Below are 24,807 nucleotides of genomic sequence, written 5' to 3'. Positions count from 1 at the left end.
CCATGGATGCTTCAGTAAGCGCCTAATTTACCGTGACGCTCGAGCTGCCGTTGTACAGATAACCGCTGTCGTTGCCTCCGCCGTTCACATTCCCGCTCAAGGTACCGTTAGACGAATTGCTGCTTATGGAGATCCCGTATCCACCGTTGTTCGTAACCGTATTCACGCTTACGATAAAATTCTAGATTCCTTTGTACTAAACCCTAATAGCCTCCTTCCTTAAACTAGTAAGCGTTTACAACCAAGACTATAGCAAAACCGTTGTTTTACTTGGATGCTGTTTTTCATGTTTCTTGTGCGGTTTTTTAAGGAAAGGGTTCCTGTCTGGTGAGGAACTTTCCCATTGTAAATACGTAGACATCTATACGTTACATTTAGAAATGGAGGGGTCCAATGGGTTTTGACTTCTATATCATTATCGGAGCCACAGGATGCATTACCATCTTAACGCTAGCCGTATTGCTAAAAATGATTGTCAATAAAAAGTGGCTGCCTAGTAATAATTACACCCCATTTGACTATATAACGGCCCAATCAAACGTCGAATTTCATGATGAAAAAGAAGAAAAAAATGATGATGATGACAAAGGTGACGATACAAACAAAAATTCATTCCGCTTAAAGTAACTCATTGAATACATAATTCCCGTTAGAGCAAAGAAAGGGAGCCGACTTTCTGGCCGGCTCCCTGGCTACAATTCATTAACTGAAGGTGTTCCAACCTTCGTTTTATGCTTTTAAACGCTGTATGTCTTGTCTAGGGGGAAAACCAAACATACGGGAATATTCCCGACTGAATTGCGATGGACTTTCATAACCAACTCGAAATGCGACATCACCGGCATCTGCTGATTCGGTTAATAACAGGCGACGAGCTTCCTGGAGCCTCAGTTGTTTTTGAAACTGAACAGGACTCATGGCTGTTATCTCTTTGAAGTGCCTGTGAAGCGACGAGACACTCATACTCGCTTTTTCCGCTAGCTCTTCAATTCGAAAAGATTTATCAAAGTTATTCGTGATATGTTCGATAACCTCATTTATTTGATGGGCAGAACTACCCTCTATTGCAAGTTGTTCGAGCCTAACTCCATGCTGACCTTGCAAAACCCTGTACAGGATCTCCTTGATAAATAACGGCGCAAGTATGGGTATGTCCTTTGGATTATCCAGCAACTGCGCCAACCTGATGACAGCATCCAATAGAGACGGCTCCATTTGACTAACAAACATACCTCGCTTTGCATGTTCTTTCGATCCGCCCTGGATTTCAGAATCACGTAAAATCTCTAAAATTTGATTCGCCGTAAATTCAAGTATGAAACCCAAATATGGAATATCGGGAGACGCTTCGGTGACTTGAGCAATAACAGGCAAGTGAACGGATGAAATAAGGTAATCCGCAGGATTGTACTTGAAGCAATCTTCCCCCAACCAGACCTCTTTTGCGCCTTGAACTACAATGCAAAAGGAAGGTTTGTAGACTCCATGTCGTGGTACAGAACCATTAGAATCGCGTACGAAAACTAATGATGGAATAGGAGTCGTGTGAACACCCTCGTTTTTTGCGTGGCGATTGATAATTTTGGCAAGTTCATTTTGCTGCATAGTGATTTTTTCAGACATTTAATCTTCCTCGTTCCGTCATAATTATAGTTCAATTATAGTCCATTTTTTTGGGCACATAAGCAGTTGTGAGAGGATTAGGCAAACATTTGACAAGATCGTGATAACGGCCCCTTTTTCATTAGGTGCATAATAAAACTGTAAAAAGCTTTCTGCCACGCAGTTACATCGAGTTCATATACACATAATAACTTAAAGCAATGGAGGATTTTTATGCAAAAAGTAGTTTTGAACAATGGCGTTGAGATGCCTATACTCGGTTTCGGTGTCTTTCAGATTGCGGATCCAAATGAATGCGAACAAAGCGTTTATGACGCTATTGTTGCAGGCTATCGTCTTATTGATACGGCTGCCTCTTATATGAATGAAGAAGCCGTAGGCAAAGCAGTCAAACGAAGCGGTGTAGCAAGAGAGGACTTATTCATCACGACAAAGCTTTGGGTGCAGGATGCGGGATATGAGCGCACCAAAGAGGCATTTGACAAATCACTTCAAAAATTGCAGTTAGATTACTTGGATTTGTATTTGATTCATCAGCCGTATGGCGATGTCCACGGTTCTTGGCGCGCTATGGAGGAGTTGTATCGGGAAGGAAAGGTGCGTGCAATCGGGGTTAGTAATTTCCACGAAGACCGCCTAATCGATTTGATTATTCATAATGAAATTGTTCCTGCCGTTAATCAGGTAGAAACGCATCCTTTCAACCAGCAAATCGAAAATGCAACATTCATAAAAGCAAACAATGTTCAGATCGAGTCATGGGCCCCTTTTGCGGAAGGAAAAAACGACTTGTTCCAAAATGAGGTATTGGTATCCATAGCTCAAAGGTATAATAAATCTGTCGCTCAAGTGGTTTTACGTTGGCTGACACAAAGAGACGTTGTTGTAATTCCAAAGTCTGTTCGTAAAGAAAGAATTGTTGAAAACTTCAACATCTTTGACTTTGAATTAAGCCAGCAGGATATGGAGTCGATTGCTGCGTTGGATACGAAAGAGAGCCTGTTCTTCTCCCATCGTGATCCTGCAATGGTGAAATGGATTGGTGAACGTAAACTTGATCTTTAATCGATAGCAAGCATAGGGCTGCAGCTACTAACTAGTTGCAGCCTTTTTGCATTCTTAGCTCTGTAAAGCCATACTGATTCATCCCTTGTATGAACTCAATCGGAATGAATCTTTTGACCTGATCCAAACACGAAGTGGACCTATTGTTGTCCATCCAGAACTGAGAGCTGCCGTAAGACCATCACCGCTTTCATATCCAACCATTTTTATCCCAGGGAAATACCTTGAAATCATTGGGGCAATATCCGACCAAATCTTTATATTGCTGTTTGAAAAAACATTCGATATCCCTATTGCATTGGCACTCAAGTTAGCAATGAATCCTGATCGTTCACCATTGTACTCGTGTAAAAAGATCTTCACATCTTTTCGCTCTAATAGCGTTGGTTTTAATACTTCTTGCAATCCGCTTGCGTAAGTCCACTTTGCAAAATCTTCTTCGGTTGATACCACGGCCCATTCCGTGTGAACAGGATCACCGCCGGCAACCGGGTCATGACAAATCCATTCTGCATCAAATAATACTTCAAAACCGTATGGCACCATATTAAGATTAGCAAAACTATCTTTAATACTGATTACTTCTCTATTACCGATAAAGTTATTAACTTCATCACTTGTGACCTGCCTACTTGAAGTAATGATATCAGGGTATAGTTCGGGGGCTTTAGAAAGCAGTCCCCAAATACGTTCACTTGAAATTGGAGTTAATCCGTGTGTCTCACAAACAATCCCGCACCATATAATATTATTTAATACCGCATAATCTACGTCAGTCAATTAAATCCCCCTCTCGTGATTATTGTACGAAATGCCGATAGCTTCATCTATTGGTTCATTTGGTTATACTGCCCTTACGCGAACCCTTGTTTTTTGATCAGTCTTGTTTATATCTTGCTTTCAGCATACTGGAGCCGATTCCACCGACAACCATCAGTATCAAAGAACCGAAGTTCCACAAGAACGCCCCGCCGTACAAAGTAAGCTCCAGCGGGGTTACCTTGTTAAGAACGAGGATAACGAGTTTGATCATTAATAACACGACGCCTACTAATACGAATACATCAAATAGTGATTTCATTTTCGGGTAAGCCAATTGCTTGCTTTCTTTGATCACCGTTCTTGTCAACTCCTCGTCACTCTTTAGTAACTCATCGATAATATCAATTCTTTGAAGAAAATTTCGACTCCGCTACAAGAATCACTGGATATAGAATGATTAAGATTCCAGTTAAATAAATCGATTGCTTAAATTTTTCCAAAAACAATTCATGAGACCAACCATCTTCACCTATTATCCAATAAGCGATCTGGTTAGATACAGAGATCCCATCGTTAGCCTCGGGAATTAAACTCTGAGTGTAGTTTTGGGCAAGACAAACAAGAGCTAACAGCGATATACCAGCAGCCAATGCGACCCCCTTTGAGAAAGAGTATAAGACACCAGCTTTTCTTAGAGCAACGATCGAGATAGCAACAAATATGATGCAGACAGACAAAAATATCATCTTACGCCTCCGAACTCTTTTCCTTAGACGTTTCCAATAATTGTTATGTTGCGTTAATCTCCCTTGCCGTCCTAAAATCACAGTGTTTGTTTATTTAAATAAGGTTGCGGCATCATGAGAATCAAGCATTTCTACAGCACATCGCTCAAGTAACGTAGTCATTTTACGATACAACGATCCACCTAAGCTTAACCGTCGAACTCCCAGTTCCTTTAAGTTGTCGCAATCCGTAAGTTCAGGAAGCGCCATGACATTAAGCGGTACAGACGTGGAGGAGGCAATCACTCCAATTTCTTCCTTATTCTTTAGTCCGGGGACGAAGATTCCGGACGCACCACTCTCTACATATTGTTTAGATCGGGTCAGTGTCTCGTTAAGCGGATCTGGATGATGGAGAAGATAGGGATCGGTCCTTGCGTTAATAAAAAAGTCTCCGAAACCGCTGTTATCTAGGGCGCTTCTTATTTTGGCAAGAAGAGCGCATTGTTCCGACAGTGGTTTCAGCCCCGTAGAAGCTTTCAACGAGTCCTCGATATTAATTCCCACTCCTCCGAGATTCGCCACCTTCAAAACGTTGCTGACAATTGCCTCATCATTAGGTCCATAGCCGGACTCAATATCAGCTGAGACGGGGACTTGGACATGATTAACAATTCGTTGAATCACGGCAAGCTGCAATTCGAAGTCAATCGCTTCCCCGTCCGAATACCCTAAGCTAGAGGCTATCCCCCAACTCGTTGTCCCAATCGCTTTGAAACCCGCCTTTTCGAGAACGAGTGCTGATGTTAAATCCCATGCGTTCCCAAGCAACAACACTTCATTCAATTCGTGTAGCCTTTGAAACTCTTTCATTCTGCTCATACTCTCTTCCTCCCGATATATCATATTAGGACTCCTAATGCTAATAAAAATAATACCATATATTGGTACAAAATTGCCTTTTAGCTTAATGCTTGTCCATTTTGCCTCGCGATCCGGGCGCCAAAGGACTTATCCGTACCAACCCTTAGCACTTCATCTGTATATTTGTTTATTTCGATTCTTGTAATTGGGACACCATTGAGTTTCAAGAAAACCGCTTCTTCCAAAGTTGCTGGACTTTTGGAGGAACCTTGATACAAAAAAATCCCCAATGCCACGATGACGACTATAAATACGGATACAATCACTTTTGGCTTGCTCAATAATCTAGCCCCTTTCATGTATCCACTGTGACATGATTGAGCTATGGTCTCCTATTAGGTTAATGTTAAAATCTTGGATAATACAAAAAGTACTAACTCAACAACTACCAATAATCCACTTAAAAGAATCGGGATAAGCGAGCTTAAAGCTGATTTCCAAATATTAATACGACCAAGTCCAAAGACACTCATTAATAAGGAGAATATAGCTACCCAAAGTATTATTATATGACCCTTAAGCGGCAAAACAGAGGGAACAGAGGTGAATCCCAATAAATAAAAACCACCCCAACATAAAATCGAGAAAAAAAGGGGATAGATGTTAATTTCCTTTTTCATATTCATCTCCGTTTCTACTCCTCTTATAAACTCCCCTTAGACGAGAAAACGGCAGCTCGGATAGCCGGCTGCCCTTCTGTATGAAAGTCTCCCGTTCAGCTGCCGCGGCGGCAAACTGCTTCTGGATCGTTGAACTAAAGTTTCCCGTTAGCTTAACCTCGTCTGATGGTATCTCTGAAGATTAACAATCACTTGTTATTCTAACTGATTTACAAAATTAGTCCCATAAGCGCTAGTATGCTCCCATCCCGTTTCCGTTTCTAAATGGAATTGAACCCACGAGAGACCAGTAAATCTTGGATTGTTGTGAAAACCTTCAAACGATAGTAGAACCTCAGATGGATTCTCAAGATCATTTGTTATTAAAGGACTGTAGACGGTCCAGGCAGTACCAAGCGTATTAATAATCTGAAGTGTTTGGAAAACTGCTGCCTCCATAGTCATATCATCATTTAATTTACTTACAAACGTTGCTCCTAAAAGTGACGGCTCCCTCTTAGATCTTTCAAATTGTTTCGACACAGTTAAGTGACCTATTCTCTTTTCAATCTGATTAATAAGACGAACAGCTTTTTCCTCATTCTTAACCTTAAAAAAGGCATTCCAGATTATTAGAAATTTCATGCGCACTCCTATACTTTTGTAGATTTTTAACCAACTATAATACGTATTAATACGCCGTTAGCCCGATAGCTCAACGACAGAAGAGCAGCTGCGCGGCGGCAAACTGCTCCTGGACGTTGAACTAAAGTTCCCAGATAGTTGAACGGATTATCTGCAGGTCCTTAATAAATCAGGTCTTCTCTGGCTTCAATCCCATGCAATTCGCAATAAGCTCTATACTTATTAAGAACGGTATAAATATCGTCTTGACCAACAATTTCATCATTCTCATCAAAGTACTGAAGAGCTCCTCCTAATATAAACAGAGTTACTACTTCTTCGTTTTCTGTTACAAGGGTATGAATGTCACCAGGCGGCTCGAAGATAAAGGTTCCCGGTTCAGCAACCCATTCTCGCCCTTCATATCTCCATTTCCCCTGAATATTATAACCAATTACCGATCCACCAGTGTGTCTATGTCTTCCCAAAACCTGATTACACTTAATTTTAAATAAGTAAATCCATGTTCCGGTATTTAGATCAAAACGTAATGGTTTGAAGTAGCAAGAGTGATTCTCAGTGAACGGGACCCAAGGTAAATCCTCAATGTTCACAATACGCTCTGGCAACTGAAATCTCTCTGCGAGTTTTATTACTGATTCTTCAATTAGGGGATTCATTAGTAGCACCTTCATTCAATTTGGTTAGTTCATATTATTCGATAACCACCCTTATTTCACCTTTATTCCCAATACCTTCAATCACGTTAAACTGCCCTTTAGCTTAATGAAGACAGGGAGCAGCTGCCGCGGCAACCTACTCCCTGGTTTGATTCTACTATCGTTCCCAGTTAGCCACACATGCAGCGCAGGCGCCGCACCACAGATGATGAAAATGGGTTAGCGAATCTGGCCATACTACTAATACGGCTGGGAGAGGAAGGTCGATGAACTATGGTGCCTTAGAGCCCATCCTTTAGTCTGACTCCAACGACCACGGTGCATCACAGATTGTCGCTCCCTTTCGGGAAGCACTCATGGGAGATTAATCCTACTCTGGTTGCTGCACCAGCCCTCATTTTTCTTCAGCCTTATAAGTCCTCTGGTATCTTAGTTTTACAATTCATTTCAGGCTCAGCCTTATTTTTTTTGAAACATTCGGCTGGATCTAGTTTGTTTTTGTCTTTTTCGGGTTTTTCGCGGATTTAATTTTCATGGGAGCTTAACAAAAAATGGCAATGCTTCCGAACATACTCAACTGTTTCTTCATGGGATAGCCTCTTCAAAAGGGCTTCTGATTCCACAAGTATTATCTCATCAATTTCTTTATCAATTGGTTTTAAATCATTTTGATTTCCGATAAACTCGACAAGAAACATAGTTGTCTCTTGGTGTGTATAACCAATTCGTTTTCTTATGTCTTCATTAAAATTAAACGTTATTTTCTCAGGGAGTTCCTGTTTAACAACGTATTTATCGGTCCCAGTTTCCTCAATTAATTCGCGTAGAACCGTATCCTCTAAGCTTAAGTCCCCTTCTTCTACTCCGCCTTTAGGAAAGTCCCAAACTCCAGATGGGTCCCCAAAAGTATTCAAAACTTTATGAACTAAAATGAATTTATTCCCTTGATACGCTATAGCGCCTACCGCATTTCGAACGGTCTGATAATGCGAAATATCCCCATGCAGTTCAATGTTGCATTCGGTATTCTCAATAACAATCTTGTTTAGTGCGGTGGGTTGAAATAATGGTGGACTCCATAATTTTTCAAGTGAAATCCCTCTAAAATAAGCCATTATAACTTTAAGTGCAATTGCATGAGTAACGATTAGAACATTACAGCCCCTATGTTTAGCAATAATATCTAGTACTGTTGGAATGATTCTATTTTGTAACTGTGAAAAGGATTCTCCGCTATTTGTAGGTTGATACAAATGTGGTGTATTCCAAAAGGCTTTATGTTCATCAGGAAAGACATTCTCAATATATGATCTTTTTTGTCCTTCCCAGGAGCCCAAACTGATCTCTTTTAAGCTATCACATGAAAAAATTTCAATTTTCCGTTCTTCTCGAATTATTTCGGCAGTAAGGTAGGTCCTTGGACTAGGGCTAGAATATATTCCATCGAATTCAATTTCCTTGAGAGATGTACCTAACCATTTTGCTTGACGCTTTCCTAAATTGGTTAATGGTGAATCTTTATGGCCCTGCAGAATTCCTTCAACATTCCATTCCGTTTCTCCATGACGAGTTATATATAGTATCGTCTTCATAAGAAGGGCATCTCCTTTACGTGTTCCATCAAAAGGCGAATTCCATATTAAGGATTCGTGATACAGAATGGTTTTTCCTCCGCAAAACCGTGTTTATTTCACATAACTCCGCTTGCTTAACAACAGGGAGAATGTCCCTTCCTAATACAAGGATTTATTCCATTATCCTGCCCGTTAGTTCAACAAAGACAGCCGATCGTGCGACCGGCTGTCATCATGGATTTATTCAGTTATCGTCTCCCGTCATCAAGGCTTCTTATTCGTATCCACCTTTTGGCTCAGGTAATGTCTTATATTCGTCTTTTTCTTTTACAATGTCTAATACAAAATTTCGTAAATCTTCAAAGTGCTTTGCATCATCCGATAACTCGCAGTACTCACTTGACCACTGTATTGTCTGCTCATTGCCATTAATCCTAATTTTCCATACGTCATCACCTGATGGTTCTCGTGAACAGCTCATGTCGTCAACAAAATCTTTTGACCCCAGAACGTTTATTATCTTCATTTTCTCATAAATATTTAACATCTCTTCTTGTGTAAAATTAATCTTTGCTTCTGCAGTACCAGCTACTATTAGGTCTTTAATAACAACGCCGTTAAAAGAATCAATTACGTTTTTGCTTCCGATACCAAACTGGACAGAGAAGGCAAAATCATCGGGTATTTCTTTAGGCATCTTGTTCGTAGTATTACACCCAACGAAAACCAATGCAAATACGATGAATAATGCTACTAATCTCATGAATCCCCCCATTTTTGGAGTTTATGCCTTTACACATTAGACGAGCGTTCTCTTTAATTGTTGCGTTATCCCGCCCTTTAGTTTAACGATAAACGGCGGCCGATTGAGTGGCCGGCCGCCGCTTTGTTTATGATTGAGCTATAGTTTTTTTCCTTTAGCTTAATCTTCTTCCGATACTACTTAAAAATAAAAGGCATTGAATGTCTTATGGCATTCGCCCTTATAAAGTTTTTTATCGGTAAATTTCCGCGCATTCCGCGCTTGTAGGCTGGTAAAAACAATGATTTTTCCAAGTACCCGCGAGCGGTTGACCATACCACATTGCGGGGCAAGCTTGAGACGTTGGCCCCCACGGGTTGAAATACCACAGCGAGTATTTTGAAGGCCATTCTCGCCAGCCTTTTATGGTCTGTTCAGCTAGTCGCCGCTCTCGTTCCCGTGACTTCTGATAAAAATCGGGTTCTAATATGGCGTCGAACATGGCATCGCCATTCATATAATGATAAATAACATCATTAATATTGTTGACGTTCTTGAAGTCCGAACACCTGACTACGGCCCGATTAATCACGACAGCGCCAACCGTTAACATCCCCTTTTCGCCTTCCGCCTGTGCCTCGCCCCTCATAAGCCGCGCCAACAAATCAACGTCAGACGACGTATACCTAACCCTCGCACCCATGGCAAAACCCCCTTTAACTGGTTAACACACTATATTCACATTTTGGGCAAAATGTCCTTTGGCGTGCGGGGCGGATCTCATGTGTGCCAGAGTGTCAAAACTTAAAAATACAGCCGATCGTTTGGTCGGCTGCCGCTGTGTAATGGTTGAACTCCTCGTTAGCTTAATCGCTTAGTCGAGTTTGATATACTTATCAAAGCGGTAGAGAATTAAGCGTACTGAAGATAATACTTATACTTTACGAGAATAGTAAGCTACATCGGTAACTCTGCCGCGTAAATTCGATTCAGGCAACACCGCTATCAAAGTAAATCCGAGTTTTTCAATTAACTTTATTGACTTCATGTTTTTATTATCTATAGTAGCAAATAGGCGTTTAAGGTCTAATGTGCTTTTACAATGCTCAATGACTGCTGAAACCGCTTCATACGCAAAACCGCATCCCCAATGCTCCCTCATGAAGCGATAACCAATTTCACCAAGATAACCTTCTGCTATTTCTGGAATCATTACAGCACTCTAGGATTTATGCAATTTCATATAACTCATCCGTTCAGCTATTCTGACCGTAGTTCAATAAAATGAACGCTCCCGCCAGTCGCGGCGAACGACCGCAGATCAGATTCGACCCTTACGATCCCCGTTTCATTTTCCGAGGAGAGGTACAAATAGGTTGGATCTGCAAAAACGAGCGGGATCATGAATTGCCCTGCACCTCCTCCCTCCGCGTTGTAAGCCCTTATGGACAGCACCACGCCGTTCGATCCCGGACCGGCGCCCGACCAGGTCGGACCCGGCGAACGCATAGGTTTCCACTGAGCCGTCCGTGACCGTAAACAGATTTTGGGCGTATACGGTCATAGGACCACTATCTCCGGTGCGAGTATACGTTTCAAGCAGCACATTTGCTTAGTTCCCGGATTGGTTAGCTGCGGTAATCACCATACCAGCCATCCGGCCCGGTCCTATATTGGCGATTAAGCCAGTATCCCACTTCATCTCGACTCCTCCTTCTAAGTCATGCTTCACTATCTTATGCCGCATGAACGGTATAGGGACAGGCACTTGCGAAGCGGTGTTGACTCAAGCGATGCGTATTTCATGCCCAAGTCCGAACTGTTCCATTAGCAGCAAAAAGAAGCCGCAGTAAACGCGGCAGCCCCCGTAAGTGGCCGAGTTTATTGCAGCATGAATCTACTCTTTCACCGATCCTAACGTAATCCCATGGATAAAGAACCGCTGCAAGAACGGATAGACCAGGAGTACAGGGATCATCGCGATGAAGATCTTGGCGGCATTCAATGTCTGGTTGGACAGCTCGTTCAGCCGTTTATACTGATCCTCGGTCATGTTGGCGGTATCGATGACGACCACCAGTTGCTGAATGTAAGTCTGCAGTGGATAGTGCTCCTCACCGGACGTTAAGACGAGACCATGGAAAAACTCATTCCAGTGATACACAATCGTAAACAGCGTCACCGTTGCAAGGACCGGCACAGCAAGCGGCACATACAGCGTGAACAACATTCGCCACGGACCTGCTCCATCTACAAGAGCCGCTTCATCCAGTTCCTTCGGCAAATTGCGGAAGTAGTTGACAATTAGAATCACATTGAACACGGGTACGCCGCCGCCTAGAACGAGCGCCCAGATGGTATTATATAGCCCCAACGCCTTGATCGTCATATACCATGGGATTAACCCCCCATTGAACAACAGTGTGAAGACGAGTATCCACATCAATGCGTTCCTTAGCCGGAAGTCCCGCGCGCTCCGTGACAGCGGATAGGCCATCATGGTCGTGATGATCATCGTGATGGACGCCCCAAGCACCACCCGCTGAATGGAGATCCAGAAGGAGTGAAAGAAGCTGCTGTCATTCATGATTTGCTTGTACGAGTTCCAATTGAAACCGACCGGCCACAGCCATACCTGACCGGCTGACGCGGCGGATTTTTCACTGAGCGAGACGGCAAGCGTGTACCAGAGCGGTAATAAGCACAGGAACGAGATGAGGAGGAGCACGATCACAAGCGTCCAGTCGAATAGTCTTGTTTGTATAGTCGCATCTTTGGTCATGAGACGACTCCTTCCTTAGAAAATACGATAGTTCGCAAATTTTGAAGCCAAGGCATACGAAACGACGATGAGCACGAAGCTGATCACGGACTTCAGCAATCCCACCGCTGTCGCAAGACCGTATTGCATATTCAGCAGCCCTTCCCGATACACCCATGTATCGATAATATCGCCGGTGGAGTATAACATTGGATTGTACAGATTAAAAATTTGATCAAAGCCCGCATTCAGCACGTTGCCCAGACTGAGGACGGCGAGCAGCACAATGGTCGTTCGAAGCCCTGGCAAGGTGACATGCCAGATACGTCGCAGCCGGGCAGCCCCATCGATTGATGCCGCTTCATAAAGGGAAGGGTTAATTCCGGTCAGAGCCGCCAGATAGATGATGGTATTGAAACCGAATTCCTTCCACACATCACTACCGACGACAATGAACGGGAACAGATCGGCACGTGCGAAGAATAGCACGGGGTCGATATCGAACAGCTTCAGCAGCGTATTCACGGGACCTGTGTAGGAGAAAATATCCAGCAAAATGCCGGATAGAATAACCCAAGAGAGAAAATGCGGCAAATATACGACCGTCTGGATCCAACGCTTCATCACCGCGAAGCGGAGCTCGTTCAGCATAATAGCGAAGATCAGCGGCACGATGAGATTGCCTGCGATTTTCATAACGGCAATGGTGAGCGTATTCGAGAAGATAACCGCGGTGTCATTCAGCGAGAACATATACTCGAAATTCTCCAGGCCAATCCATTCAGAATGAAAGAATCCCTTGCCAGGATTGAAGTCCTCAAAGGCGATCACGATGCCAAACATCGGGATGATATTAATCAGTAATAGCCAGATGAAACCAGGCAGTAACATGATGTAGTAATGCTTCGTAAACCCCGTATTGCGCATTCAGCCGAACCTCCCTCGATCGGCCGGCAGTCCAAAGGCGCCGGATAGTCCGGCGCCTCTGCCAGCAGTATTATTGGTTATATGCCTTCACTTCTTCGGTGATTTTGTCTCCACCCTGTTTTTTCCAATCGCTTACGAATTTATCGAATTGGTCCAGCGGTGCTGCCCCCATAATAATCTTCATGAAGGTCTCGTCCTCTAGTTTCTTGAGGTTCGACCAGCGGCTCTCCATCGTCTTCGTCTGCGAATACAGCACGCTGTACACTTTGTTGTAGTTCTGCTCCAAGGGGGACGACCCTACCAGCAGGGAATAGATTCGGCTCCAAGTACCCGTATCCGCTTGAGGATCCCAATGCTGGATGTCCATGTTGTCATAAGGTTCTTTCTTTACCTTCTTCACGTTCTGAATATCGGCTGCTAGCAACTTGTATCCCGGATCAGTGAAGTCCTCTGGTTTCTTCGTACCAGCCAGCACTTCTTTAAGCGCTTTAGCAGAATACTCGCTCTCATCCGTATAAGACATCGGCACGCGAAGCGGATAATACCCGACAGGAACGCTGATATCGAACTTGGCTTCATCGCGCACGAGCAAGTTCAGCATCTTGATCACTGCTTCAGGGTGCTCGTAGCCTTTACGGACAACGACGAATGACGTAGATGGCGCCCCCATCCGGGAATTGAACTGTCCGTCTGCATCCAGAGGGAGCAAGTAAGCTTGCCAGTTCGCCGAAGGGTCATTCTTTATCGCATCCGGCAGTGGACCATAGCCCATCCACCATGGAGCGAAGAATATGCCTGCCTTCCCGCCCGTCACCGGCTCGTAAGCGCTTTTGCGAATGCCGATTTCTTTATCGATCAGCCCTTTGGCGTATAGATCACGCAGCTTGCCGAGCGCTTCCTTCGTCTCCGGCAGGATAGAACCATAGACCGGATCACCTGACTCGTTCTCTAACCAGAAGCCCGGATACGACTTGAACGCGCCGAAGATCGGGTCCAATCCGAACGTATTATTGGTCGATTCCAGGAAGTTCGTGTACAGCCTCCCGCCATTCTGCTGCCCGGCAATGCCGATCGTATCCTTCTTGCCGTTACCGTCCGGGTCCTGTTCGACGAAAGCAGCGGCTACTTTCTCCAGCTCCTCGATCGTCTTCGGCGGTGTAAGACCCAGCTTGTCGAGCCAATCTTTACGAATCCACATCTCATGCACGCCGTCGGACTGCACCTGGATGCTTGGGATCGCGTACATTTTGCCATCGAAGGTGACTGACTTATCGGATTGGCCGTTCGTCTTGGCCATAAAATTCTTCATTGCCGGAGAGGCATACTTGTCGAATATGTCGGTCAAATCCTCCAGTTGACCAGACTTCACCATCTTCCGCAGCTGCGTGTCCTTTACAACGAGTGCATCGGGCAGGTCACTGCTCGAGATGGCCAGGTTCACCTTCTGGTCGTAGTTAGTGCCGGATGCCGCCTGCCAGATCACCTTCGTATCCACATTCAAGTTGTCCAGAATATGGCGCGAGTACTGGTTCTTCTCCGGCGTGTCGCCTGCAGGCAAGCTCTTGTCCGATGGATCGACCGCTTTGCCGTAAGTGAGCGTAATCGTCTCCGAGTACTTGCCGAATGGATCAGAAGGTTGCTCGCTCTCATCCGTCTGATGCGTCGTCTCTTCCTCGGTACTGCTGCTTGGCGTATTGACCTTATTACCTTCAGATTGACTACAAGCGCTTAAGACGACGAGCATCAGAGCCATCGCAATCGAGATCTTTTTCTTAATCATAGCAACGTTCCCCCTTTGATTGAGCGTTCCTTCACTGTAAGCAAGTTCAATATATCACGGTTGGAAGCGCTTCATAGATAGAGCGGGAGACGAAGCGCAGGGGGTGAAATGAACGTCATTGGTATAGATCGATCATCCCACCCCCTTCTTGCGGTCATCCCTCTACCCTTGCCGGTGTCGCTGCCGATATTCGCTAGGCAGCATGCCCGTCTGTTCCCGGAAGGAGCGGCTGAAATATTTGTCATCGGCGTAGCCGGTATGCTCCGCCACCCACTGGATCGGATACGAGGTTTTCTCGAGATACTCCCGCGCTTTGTCCATCCGCGCTTTGCGCAAGAATTCATTGAATGAACAACCGACCAGCTCCTTGAAGCATTGGTTAAAATAGCTTCGGCTCAAGTTCACTCGCCTGGCGACCTCGATCGCAAAGACGGGCTGCTCCAGCTCATCATGGACGATTCTAATAGCAGCCATGATGCTGCCACTCACTTCCGGGCTTAGCTGCAGCCTGCCGGAGATGGATAGCGCGGTCTGCCGAAAATCCGCTAACCAGCTGATGGCCTCCTGCCAGGTATAAAACCTTTGGGGTAGCGTGATGTGAGCAAGGTTAACGGTACGGTAAATCCGATTCCAATCCACCGTACAACCATAGAGCAACTGGATGAGCGTCGGAATCCGCAGCCTCAGGTCCCGCAATTGAATAATCAGATCATTGAAACTCGCTTCATCCTGCAGCCAACGGAACGAATGAAGCGACACCCTCGCTAGTTCGATATCCTCCTGACCGGGAGCTGGCTGCTCCTCACTCAGCTGCTGAAGGGAAAGTTCGATTGGGTCGGACTCGGTACCATCACATGCGTAGAAAAGCTCCTGCTGCCGATATTGGGCCAGTCGCTGCTCCATCGCTGACCGAGATTCTCCAGCCGCATTCCTAATGTGGATCATCCGCCAGGCCGATCGATCCATTCCATCCGGGTATGGCGGTACTCGTACCGCTTCCACAACGGACGCAATCAATGAATCACTTTTAGCCCAAAGCCACATCCAGACTTGCGGATCCACCCCCGCTCCCCAGTTTCCTGCGCTGTCCGCAACCGTTCGAATGCTGGATGGATCTGTTAGATCCTGAATCGCAAGCAGGGCATAGACATCGTCGTCCATACACACATCGCTTGTCACCGGCATTCCTTCTTCTTCCCGATTCTGTCTGCGTTCCACAATTCTCGCCCGAATCCGCCCAAGCACCTCTTCGAACTTCTCGATCTCGAGCTGTATCTTGGCGATATAATCGATGACCCCCATACGAAGTGCTTCCTGAATATATTCGAAGTCCTGATGCAGCGTCAGAACGGCGACCGCAAGATCGGGATATCGCTCGCGCACGATTCGAATTAATTCAATCCCAGACATGACCGGCATCGCCAGGTCGGTCAGGAGCAGTTCCACCTGGTTGGCGGCCAGAAACTCGAGCGCCTTCTCACCATTGGCGGCTTCTCCGACGACTTGCATGCCGAAGGATGCCCAAGGCATGGAAGAGATTAGCCCCCGGCGCACCAGATTATCATCATCAACGACAAGTACACGAATCAACATATCTCATTGGCCTCCTTCATCGGCAGACGGATGACGATTTGCGTTCCTTCGCCCAATTCACTTTTCACGAACAAACTTGCCTTGCCCTCATAATGGAACTCCAGCATTCGTTTCACATAGTTCATGCCGATGCCCATTCCGACACGATGTCTGTCCGTCTGCTCACCGGCCAGCAATGCTGCAATCTTCTCTTCGGGAATCCCGCCGCCATTATCGATAATCACAATCTCCAGATGGCCGTTCATGCTCACCTCGACGTCAATCCTCCCGTCATCACTCAGGCCATGATAGAGTGCATTCTCCACCAGCGGCTGCAAGACGAATCGTGGGACAGGCACATTCAGCAGCGTATCATCGACATTCAGTCGGACATCGAACTGAAAATTATAGCGAATCTGCTGAAGAATGAGATATTGCTTGAGCGAGTCGATCTCCTCCTGAATGGTGGAGAACCGGTCTCCTTTTCGGAGATTATAGTACAGCAGCTTGTTCAACGAGGTAATGAGGCGATCGATCTCCGGCTGACCGTTCATGACCGCAAGCCAGTGGGCGGTATCCAGCGTATTCATCAGAAAATGAGGGTTAATCTGGTAGAGGAGCTTCTCAATCTCTAGATCCGCCCTTCGCTTCTCCTTGCGTTCCACCTCCGCGAACAGCTCCGCGATTTGAGACTTCATCGTTTGGAATTGCTTGAGCAGCACCTCAAATTCGGGTATGTTCGTCTGCATCATGACCGCATTAAAGTTGCTGTTGGCCATCCATTTCATCTCTTTGTTGAATCGGGAGAGCGGCCGGTAGACCATTTTCCACAACAGCCAGCCAATTAATAAGCTGATCGCAAAGAATAGCAGCGCTAGTGCAAGCATTTGCATCATCCATTCATTCTTCTCCCGGTTGTAATCGGACTTGGAGATAAGCGACACGACACTCCAGCCCTGGCTGCTAATCTCGCGGTACCAGTAGTATCCCGAAGCAGCCCCCGCTGCCTCTTTTGTAGATGCTCCTTCGAAAAGTCCATTCGTCGGGTATGCTTTCAGTTCGCTATATGAAATTCGGCCGTTGTTATCCAGTATCATATGGTAAGCATGCTTGCTCACATCATCGAGATCGAGAATGCTCTGCGTCAGCTTGAAGCCGGATTCAATGTAGACGTAGGCGTCATCCCGCTCCGGCAGTTCGACCTTGCGTAAGGCGGAGAGCACATATTGATCGTTGAACCGGTCCTTACTGATGTGCGGTCCATAATAAGTAATTCCGTAATAGGAAGCCAGAACGGGAAGCTGCTGGATATCGAAACCGTCTTTCACGCCATAATTCTCGAACAGAAAGGTGCCGTCATCGTGAAAATAGTACATCGTCAAGCCAATATTGGGATTGGTGAAAGTAACCAGATTCAGTTGGTTTTTGATCTGGTTGGTTAAGAAACTGCGCTCATAGGGCTGCTTGGCCGTGATGAACTGTTCCAGCTGTTGACCGATGCTCCCTTCGAATGACAGCTGCTGGGAGACGTGGTTCAGGTTACTCAGCGTGTTGTCGAGCGATAGTCGCAACTGCTTCAGATTGCTTTGAATACCAGACGTCAGCTTCTTGTCCAGAATAGAAGAGATGGTATTGTAGGAGGCATAGCAGGTCAAAATGAAAGGGATGAGCGTTGCGGCAGTAAACAGCAGCAGAATCCGGTTCTTCAACGTTATGCGGGACTTGCGTTCATGCTCGGGCTTCATGTTCATGAGAACCATCTCCATCGCAGCAATAGTGGAAGTTGCCTGAAGTCAGGAAGAGTCCCTGAAGCTTCCTTCAGGGACTCTAGGTCGTTATCGAACTATTGGCGCATCCAGACGCTCATCTCGCCAGCTTGACGATTGCCCCAAAGGAAGTACGGGATCGCCTTGAAACGAACGGCCGTTGTCTCCTTGGAGAGCGGACGGTATAGTTGCCCCTCCGGCCATGCGGTGTCATCCGTTACCAGACCGTCACCTTCCACGACAACGCAGCCGCCCAGAAGTTCCGCATCCAGATAATCACTCAGATTCGGTTCATTCGAGAGCGAAAGCGAAGTCAACGGCTTACCGTTATCCGCTTCTTCCAGACAGTAGACGAGCGGTCCGCGTTGGATCGCTGCCCTGCCTGCATCTGCCCGTATAGCCGGATGAGCGGCAATGAGCGTCGTCTCCATCGGCAGCAGCCACTCCGCCAGGTCTCCTTCTGTCCAGATGCGATTCACTTTTGCATAGCCTTTGTCCACATCATAAGACTGTGCCTCTCCGTTCACGTTCAACAAGGGCTGCCCCTTCTGGAACCATGCCGGAATACGCAGCGCCAGCTCAAATTCTGCGTTGTTCCCGCCTTCCGGCAGCGATACTTGGAACTCGACTCGGCCTTCCCATGGGAGCGCTGCACGCTGACGCAGTCTCACCTTGCCGCAAGCGAGCTCGAATGTCGCTTCGCTTCCAATATATAAGTGGGTGAAGACGGTCTTGCCGTCGTGGGACACATCATAGATGTACTCATTCAGCGAGCTGAGCAGACGGGCGACATTGGGCGGACAGCAGGAGCAGCCGAACCATTTTTGCCGAACCGGCTTCACATGGCGTCGATCCGGGTTATGAAGGCTGGCGTCCGGCCACACTTCAAGCGGATTAACGTAGAAGAAATGCTGGCCGTCCTTGGACATACTGCCGAGCACATTGTTGAATAATGCGCGTTCCATCACATCTGCATATTCACTCTTCATGTCCAGACGGAGCATCCGTCGTGCCCAGAAAATGAGGCCGATCGAAGCGCAGGTCTCGGCATAGACGGTGTCGTTCGGAAGATCGTAGTCGAAGGTGAAGGCTTCCCCGAGATGGGTCGCACCGATACCGCCGGTAATATACATCTGCTTGCCCGTTGTATTCGCCCACAACCGCTCACAAGCCACGCGTAGCTTCGCATCCCCCGTCAACCGTGCAAGATCAGCCATCGCCGTGTACATATACACCGCACGAACCGAGTGACCGACCGCAACCGTCTGTTCCCTTACGGGAAGATGGCTTTGATAGACCTCAAGATTAGGCGTCCCTTGGTTCCAAATGCTCGTCCGGCCGCGGCGTTCCCATTCTTCCACGAAATAGCTGGGCTTGGTGCCACGCTCGTCAATGAAATAGCGGCTTAAGTTCAAGTATCGCGCTTCTCCTGTTAACTCGTGCAGCTTAACTAAAGCCAATTCAATTTCTTGATGCCCGCAATAAGCGCGGATTTGGTCCGGCTGCGTGCCGAACGTCCTATTGATGAGATCAACGAAACGACAGGCGATGTCCAGCAGCTTCCGCTTACCTGTCGCCTGATAATAAGCAACTGCAGCTTCGATCATATGGCCCGCACAATATAACTCATGCGCCTCGTACATATTCGACCATTCTCTTCCAGGCTCTTGAATCGTGAAATAGGTGTTCACGTAACCGTTCTCGTGCTGCGCTTGGCCAATCAGATCAATCGCTTCGTCGGCGATATGCTCCAGCTCAGGATCGGGATGGCGGCGAAGCGAGTAAGCCACAGCCTCCAGCCATTTGTACAAATCGCTATCCTGAAAAATCCAGCCGCCGAACTCTCCTTCCATATGTCCAGCCGCGATCTTGAAATTCTGAATGGCATAGCTAGGCTCCGCGTTCTCAATTCGGTCATTGAGCGCTTCCCATTGATAAGGAATCACCGTGTTGCGAACAAGCTCCGTATAACGGTTCCAAAATTCATCCTGAATCTGAATGTCCATCTTCTGCATGATTACACCTCAAAACTATAGAATTTGACTCTGTATAAGTTCGAGTATATTCTCTTAATTAGTGATTAAATAGAATCGGATTGAGCTTTTTCCTATACAAATTCACACAAGCATAAGGAGGAAATCTGGTGCGTGAGGAGACTTTCGTAGAATTACAGACGCCGCCGCTCCCCTATTACTGGGAATCCGGATGCACGGTCTTCCGGACACATGACCGTCACCCGAACCGCAGGCAATTCGGCCTGTTCGACCTGCTCTTCGTCGTCAGCGGAACGCTGCATATTGGAGAAAACGGGAAGGAGTGGTCGCTTGCTGAAGGAGACACACTGCTGCTCCTGCCAGAAGGGGAGCACTATTCGGTCAAGCCTTGCGAGCGGGAAACCGTGTTTTACTGGGTGCATTTCGAGCACGCGCTCTGGCGAGAAGGTCGCCTTGCACAAGAGGACGCCGTAACAAAACCTTTACGATCACCCTTTGATGCCCCGAAGGCGATTCGTATCCCCAAACAATCGAGGCTGCCCCACCCTGCGGTAGCATTCGATACGCTGCAGCGACTGATTGATCTCCCCATCGGCGAGTTTTTCTGGGAGAAGCAATATCTGCTGATGCGGCTTCTCGCCTTGTTGGAAGATAAGGGATTCGGCGTAACCAGTACTCCGGCCACGCGATTGGCGGAGAAAGCAGCCTCATACCTGCAGCAGAACTACCGGGATGACATTACCAATGAGTCATTAGCCGAGGTCTTCCACTTCCATCCCAATTACGTCGTTCGCTGCATGAAGATGAGATACGGCATCACCCCAAGCCAATACTTGCTTCAATTTCGTATGGAACGGGCGAAGCAGCTTCTGATCTCGACAGATTGGTCCGTGGACCGAATCGCCGAAGAAATCGGATTTCAATACTCGACGCATTTCATCGCCTGCTTCAAGCGCAGCGCAGGAATCACGCCACTTCGCTTCAGGAAGCAGCATTGGGATTGACTGTATCACGCTTGCAAATTATCCATCATTAATGGTTCTATTGCCCATGGCCAAACGGTCGGCATTTCACGAGGTAAGAAACTACGGGAGCCAATTGCCAGCTGCCGCTATACAAGTACCACTTCAGGTATAAGTGCCCTGACCAGTGATATTACCGGCCGATTCGCCTGATACTTAATTGCGCCCCTCTTTATAGCAAAAAAGGCTGCAGACGAGGTCTCCCCCTTCTGCAGCCTTTCCCATCCATATCACTTCGACTCGCCCGATGTTCTGAACTCCTGCGGCAGCTTCCCGTATTGCTTCTTGAACATATCGCTGAACTGCCTGGCGTTGTTGTAGCCGACTTCTTCGGCGATCTGGTACACCATCAGATCGGACTGAAGGAGGAGCTTAACGGCCTGCTTCATGCGCACCTCGGTGAGATACTGCTTGAAGTTCATCCCCGTATGTTTCTTGAAGAAGCTGCTGAAGTAATACGGATTCATGAAGATCTTGGAGGCCGCCCCTTCGAGGGTGATATTCTCCCGATAGCGGTTCTCGATATAAGTCTTCACCGTCGTCAGCTGTTGGCCTTCCTTGCCTCCCGTCTCCAGGCGCAGGGCAAAGCCGTTCGCGATGTCCCGCATGTACGTCTTCAGCTGGGCGTACTTAGCGAAACTCTGCATCGCGTCCAAATGCTGCTGCAGTTCGGTCTCATCTAGCACGATCCCGATCTCCGCCAAGCCCTCCGCCCAATCCGTGACGGTCCCGCTCGCAGCCATGATCGACTTCTCTCGGCTGCCGCCGGCGTGAAGCTCGATCTTCTCGAACAGCGACTCACATGCCGCTCGCATCAGCTCCAAGTCTTTTTTCAGAAACGATTGCAGCACATGCCCCCTCGCTTCTCCCAGCTCTTTGGCGGATACGAGGCTCTCCCAATTCTCTTCCGCCCAGCGTATGACGGCCCCGCCTTCCGCGAAGAAAGTGCGGTTCAACGCTTCCGCCGCCGTCTGGTAGGAGCTGCGAATGCCCTCGATGCCAAGCTGATCCTCCCCGACTCCGACCGACAAGGCGATCTTGAGGAAATTCGCCGCATGCAGGCTGATCTCCGCAGCCAGCTCTTTCATGGACATTGCCTGGCTATGGTTCACAATGGCGCAGATCCGGTCTCCCTTTCGGACCAGCACGCCTGCGGCGAAGCTCGTCATCAGCTCCTCGGCCATATTGCTAATGGCAAACAGCAGCAGGCGCCGCTCATGCTCGCCCCAGCGGACATCCGACTTCTGCAGCTCGGGCTCCAGCAGCAAGACGGTGTAGCATTCGTATTCGCACCCGGAACCGAGCATGCGCAGCTTCTCCTGCGCCTCCTCCTTCCGGATGTCGCCGTCGATCAGGCGATCGAACAATTCCTCGAGCTGGGTTTTGCGATCCTTGTGCTCGTATTGGGCCAGTTTGTGCTTCGTCTCGCGCTCCGCGGACTCCTCTTGCAGCAGCGACAAGGCACGCCTGACCGCCGACAGCAGCAGTTCCTTCTCGATCGGCTTCACCAGATAGTCGACGGCTCCCAGCGCCAGCGCTTCCTTCGCGTAAGCGAATTCCTGATAGGCGCTGATGAAGATCACTTTCGTGCCGAGGCCTAGCCGCCCGATCTCCTTCAACACTTCGATGCCCGTACCGTCCGGCATGCTTATGTCTGTAATGACCAGCGACGGACGCTCCCGCTGCACCAGCTCCATCAGCCCTCGTCCCGTCCATGCCTCGCCTATGATTCGGATGCCGAGCTCCTCCCAGGGGATCAGTTTCTTAAGGCCCCTGATGATGATCGGTTCATCGTCAGCCAGAACGACATTAATCATGGCCCGCTCCCCTCTCTTCGGTAAGGCAAATATAGCCGTACGGAAGTCCCGATATTCGGCTTGCTGCTCACATGTACGCCATAGTCTGGCCCGTATAGCGCGACTAACCGGTCATGCACATTTTTGACGCCAATGCCGCCATTGCCATGTTGTTCCGAACGAATATCGTCGCAAGTCCCGTCGATGGGATTGCCGCTGAGCTTCGCGCTCAGCAGTTCCAGCTTGTCGCGGTCCATTCCGACTCCGTCATCATCGACGGTAATGACCAGCTTATCTTCCTCGATATCGGCGGAGATCCGGATCGTCCCTTTGCTCGTCTTCGGCATAATGCCGTGATAGATCGCATTCTCTACGAGCGGCTGGATCGATAATTTGGGCAGCGCGCAGCTGAGCAGGTCCCCGCCGATTCGAATATCCATCGCCAGCCGATGCTCGCCATACCGCAGCTCCATCAATTTGAAGTACTGCTCGATGTTCGTTCTCTCGTCGAGAAGGGAGACCGTCTCCTCCCCGTAATCGAGCACGTATTTCAATTGCCGGGACAGGGCGAGGATCATGTCCGCCACTTCCTCATCGTCATTGGCGACCGCGCTCATGCGGATTACTTCCAACGTATTGTACAGGTAATGCGGTCGGATCTGGCTTTTCAAGGCGGTCAGCTCGGCCTGCTTCTGTTTGATCTGCGCCACGTATACCTCGTCAATATAGCTTTTCAACCGGTCGGTCATCTTATTGAAACCCCGGGCGAGCATGCCGATCTCGTCGGGACTCCTCACCTGGACTTGCGTATTGAAATCCCCTGATTCTACTTTGGCCATATGGCGTATAATGACGCGGATCGGGTTCGACAAGTTATTGGAGAACCAGACCGCCACGATGATCAGCGAGACGATCGAGAGCGCGACGACTAGGGTAATGGTGCCTTTGATGCTATCGATCTTGCGGAACAACTCATCCTTGTTCACCTCGCCGATGACGCGCCATCCCCCATTCGGAAGATCCTGCGTTACATATTGAAATGCGCCGGACTCAGAAGCATGGAAGCTTTGTCCAATTCGGTCGGTTTTGTTGCTGAATAAGATCCAGCCGTTCTGATCGACCACGTACATGCCGTCATGCCGGTCTACGGTCAACCGCTCGAAGATATCTTCGAACGCATCAAGCGAGATATCCATGTACAAGCTGCCGACGACTTTGCCGTCCAGTCCGGCGCTGCCGACCACATCGATCAGATTGCGCGCGAACGTGAGGACGCTGGTGCCCGAATTCAAGTAATAATCCTGATGATGCGTCGGAATCATCACCAGCTGGTTCGGCTGCTCCAATAGCGCCATTCGCCATGCCGGAGGCGGGAAGTCGGCGCGGAAGTCGATTATGCCTCCGTTCCGGTTCATATCGCGGTAACTGCCGTCCGGGAACACGAAGGCCGCGCTGCGTATATGCACATCCGTGGCTACGACGGTCTGCAGCAGATCGTCCACGGCCGCGGCGATCTCATTCTCGTTCTTGGACGTTCCCGGCGCGATGCGTCTTGCTAATTGCCCGACGCCGCCCTGTTGGCCGTACGAATACATCAGCTTGGAGATATTATTGTATTTGGTATAGAACTCATCCACGTTATTGCCCGCATTCATCACCATCTGCTCGAAATTATTGATGGAATACCGCTCCATATAATTGCCGAACGTATTGAGCGAGAAGTAGCTTACGGCGAGCAGCGGTATGAGCCCGACGATAATGAAGGAAAGCGCGAACTTCGCAAAAATGCTTTTTCGCAGCCGGTTCAGTCTGAATGCGCTCAACGTTAGATAGCCTCCTTCATTGCCGGTGACGCATACGGATCACGTTCA

25 protein-coding genes are annotated in these 24,807 nt (G+C 47.8%); 3 read left to right on the top strand and 22 right to left on the bottom strand.

Going from position 1 to position 24,807, the window contains the following annotated elements; translation table 11 throughout:
* Window positions 1–22 precede the first annotated feature (22 nt).
* Entirely contained in the window at window positions 23–166 is a 144-nt protein-coding gene (locus FHS18_RS25460; RefSeq protein ID WP_183603204.1) for a hypothetical protein, read from the bottom strand.
* Window positions 167–393: 227 nt separating this feature from the next.
* Here FHS18_RS25460 and FHS18_RS25455 point away from each other — a divergent pair, with 227 nt between their 5' ends.
* Window positions 394–627, top strand: a complete 234-nt coding sequence (locus FHS18_RS25455) for a DUF3951 domain-containing protein (RefSeq protein ID WP_183603203.1) — start codon at window positions 394–396, stop codon at window positions 625–627.
* A gap of 102 nt (window positions 628–729) precedes the next feature.
* Here the strand turns inward: FHS18_RS25455 and FHS18_RS25450 are convergent, their stop codons facing one another.
* Window positions 730–1,623: an AraC family transcriptional regulator gene (locus FHS18_RS25450; protein ID WP_183603202.1), complete on the bottom strand. Its 894-nt coding sequence runs from the start codon at window positions 1,621–1,623 to the stop codon at window positions 730–732.
* A 213-nt stretch (window positions 1,624–1,836) separates the two neighbouring features.
* Here FHS18_RS25450 and FHS18_RS25445 point away from each other — a divergent pair, with 213 nt between their 5' ends.
* Window positions 1,837–2,688, top strand: coding sequence for an aldo/keto reductase (locus FHS18_RS25445; protein WP_183603201.1), 852 nt, complete (start codon window positions 1,837–1,839; stop codon window positions 2,686–2,688).
* A 78-nt stretch (window positions 2,689–2,766) separates the two neighbouring features.
* Here the strand turns inward: FHS18_RS25445 and FHS18_RS25440 are convergent, their stop codons facing one another.
* The 18 genes from FHS18_RS25440 to FHS18_RS25355 all read right to left on the bottom strand — a co-directional run bounded on the left by FHS18_RS25440 (window position 2,767) and on the right by FHS18_RS25355 (window position 20,139).
* Complete coding sequence (locus FHS18_RS25440) at window positions 2,767–3,468, bottom strand: hypothetical protein (protein WP_183603200.1); 702 nt, start codon at window positions 3,466–3,468, stop codon at window positions 2,767–2,769.
* Between the two features lie 97 nt (window positions 3,469–3,565).
* Window positions 3,566–3,805: a hypothetical protein gene (locus FHS18_RS25435; protein WP_183603199.1), complete on the bottom strand. Its 240-nt coding sequence runs from the start codon at window positions 3,803–3,805 to the stop codon at window positions 3,566–3,568.
* Window positions 3,806–3,851: 46 nt separating this feature from the next.
* On the bottom strand, window positions 3,852–4,196 hold the full coding sequence (locus tag FHS18_RS25430; protein ID WP_246427905.1) for a hypothetical protein: 345 nt from the start codon (window positions 4,194–4,196) through the stop codon (window positions 3,852–3,854).
* Window positions 4,197–4,286: 90 nt separating this feature from the next.
* Window positions 4,287–5,057 (bottom strand): isocitrate lyase/PEP mutase family protein, encoded by a 771-nt coding sequence (locus FHS18_RS25425; protein ID WP_183603198.1) that lies wholly within the window; start codon window positions 5,055–5,057, stop codon window positions 4,287–4,289.
* Window positions 5,058–5,137: 80 nt separating this feature from the next.
* Window positions 5,138–5,380, bottom strand: coding sequence for a hypothetical protein (locus FHS18_RS25420; RefSeq protein WP_183603197.1), 243 nt, complete (start codon window positions 5,378–5,380; stop codon window positions 5,138–5,140).
* A 54-nt stretch (window positions 5,381–5,434) separates the two neighbouring features.
* Complete coding sequence (locus tag FHS18_RS25415) at window positions 5,435–5,725, bottom strand: hypothetical protein (protein WP_183603196.1); 291 nt, start codon at window positions 5,723–5,725, stop codon at window positions 5,435–5,437.
* Between the two features lie 189 nt (window positions 5,726–5,914).
* On the bottom strand, window positions 5,915–6,343 hold the full coding sequence (locus FHS18_RS25410) for a hypothetical protein (RefSeq protein WP_183603195.1): 429 nt from the start codon (window positions 6,341–6,343) through the stop codon (window positions 5,915–5,917).
* A 161-nt stretch (window positions 6,344–6,504) separates the two neighbouring features.
* Complete coding sequence (locus FHS18_RS25405; protein WP_183603194.1) at window positions 6,505–7,002, bottom strand: 2,4'-dihydroxyacetophenone dioxygenase family protein; 498 nt, start codon at window positions 7,000–7,002, stop codon at window positions 6,505–6,507.
* 524 nt (window positions 7,003–7,526) lie between these two features.
* Window positions 7,527–8,594 (bottom strand): histidine phosphatase family protein, encoded by a 1,068-nt coding sequence (locus tag FHS18_RS34635; RefSeq protein WP_183603193.1) that lies wholly within the window; start codon window positions 8,592–8,594, stop codon window positions 7,527–7,529.
* 256 nt (window positions 8,595–8,850) lie between these two features.
* Entirely contained in the window at window positions 8,851–9,339 is a 489-nt protein-coding gene (locus FHS18_RS25395) for a hypothetical protein (protein WP_183603192.1), read from the bottom strand.
* Between the two features lie 232 nt (window positions 9,340–9,571).
* Window positions 9,572–10,021 (bottom strand): cell wall hydrolase, encoded by a 450-nt coding sequence (locus tag FHS18_RS25390; protein ID WP_183603191.1) that lies wholly within the window; start codon window positions 10,019–10,021, stop codon window positions 9,572–9,574.
* A gap of 231 nt (window positions 10,022–10,252) precedes the next feature.
* A complete protein-coding gene (locus FHS18_RS25385) occupies window positions 10,253–10,531 on the bottom strand; it encodes a GNAT family N-acetyltransferase (RefSeq protein WP_183603190.1) in 279 nt (92 codons plus the stop codon).
* A 684-nt stretch (window positions 10,532–11,215) separates the two neighbouring features.
* Complete coding sequence (locus FHS18_RS25380) at window positions 11,216–12,100, bottom strand: carbohydrate ABC transporter permease (protein ID WP_183603189.1); 885 nt, start codon at window positions 12,098–12,100, stop codon at window positions 11,216–11,218.
* Between the two features lie 15 nt (window positions 12,101–12,115).
* Window positions 12,116–13,006, bottom strand: a complete 891-nt coding sequence (locus FHS18_RS25375) for an ABC transporter permease (RefSeq protein ID WP_183603188.1) — start codon at window positions 13,004–13,006, stop codon at window positions 12,116–12,118.
* A 70-nt stretch (window positions 13,007–13,076) separates the two neighbouring features.
* A complete protein-coding gene (locus FHS18_RS25370) occupies window positions 13,077–14,786 on the bottom strand; it encodes an extracellular solute-binding protein (protein ID WP_183603187.1) in 1,710 nt (569 codons plus the stop codon).
* 162 nt (window positions 14,787–14,948) lie between these two features.
* Window positions 14,949–16,379: a helix-turn-helix domain-containing protein gene (locus FHS18_RS25365; RefSeq protein ID WP_246427904.1), complete on the bottom strand. Its 1,431-nt coding sequence runs from the start codon at window positions 16,377–16,379 to the stop codon at window positions 14,949–14,951.
* The gene (locus FHS18_RS25360; protein ID WP_183603243.1) at window positions 16,373–18,103 is read right to left on the bottom strand and encodes a sensor histidine kinase; all 1,731 of its coding nucleotides are present in this window, start codon (window positions 18,101–18,103) and stop codon (window positions 16,373–16,375) included. The genes FHS18_RS25365 and FHS18_RS25360 overlap by 7 nt, the downstream gene beginning before the upstream one ends.
* Window positions 18,104–18,201: 98 nt before the next feature.
* Window positions 18,202–20,139 carry a glycoside hydrolase family 127 protein gene (locus tag FHS18_RS25355; protein ID WP_183603186.1) on the bottom strand — a complete coding sequence of 646 codons (1,938 nt, stop codon included), beginning with the start codon at window positions 20,137–20,139 and terminating at the stop codon, window positions 18,202–18,204.
* A 128-nt stretch (window positions 20,140–20,267) separates the two neighbouring features.
* Between FHS18_RS25355 and FHS18_RS25350 the strand changes: the two genes are divergently transcribed.
* Window positions 20,268–21,122 carry a helix-turn-helix domain-containing protein gene (locus FHS18_RS25350; RefSeq protein ID WP_183603185.1) on the top strand — a complete coding sequence of 285 codons (855 nt, stop codon included), beginning with the start codon at window positions 20,268–20,270 and terminating at the stop codon, window positions 21,120–21,122.
* A gap of 248 nt (window positions 21,123–21,370) precedes the next feature.
* On the opposite strand, the gene FHS18_RS25345 is transcribed toward FHS18_RS25350, so the two are convergent.
* On the bottom strand, window positions 21,371–22,957 hold the full coding sequence (locus FHS18_RS25345; protein ID WP_183603184.1) for a response regulator: 1,587 nt from the start codon (window positions 22,955–22,957) through the stop codon (window positions 21,371–21,373).
* Entirely contained in the window at window positions 22,954–24,759 is a 1,806-nt protein-coding gene (locus FHS18_RS25340) for a cache domain-containing sensor histidine kinase (protein WP_183603183.1), read from the bottom strand. Before FHS18_RS25340 ends, FHS18_RS25345 begins: the two co-directional genes overlap by 4 nt.
* Between the last annotated feature and the right edge of the window lie 48 nt (window positions 24,760–24,807).

The sequence above is a fragment of the Paenibacillus phyllosphaerae genome (assembly GCF_014192105.1).
GTDB lineage: Bacteria > Bacillota > Bacilli > Paenibacillales > Paenibacillaceae > Paenibacillus_Z > Paenibacillus_Z phyllosphaerae.
The sequence above is the reverse complement of the archived record's forward strand: the minus strand, read 5'-3'. Positions and strand labels throughout refer to the sequence as shown.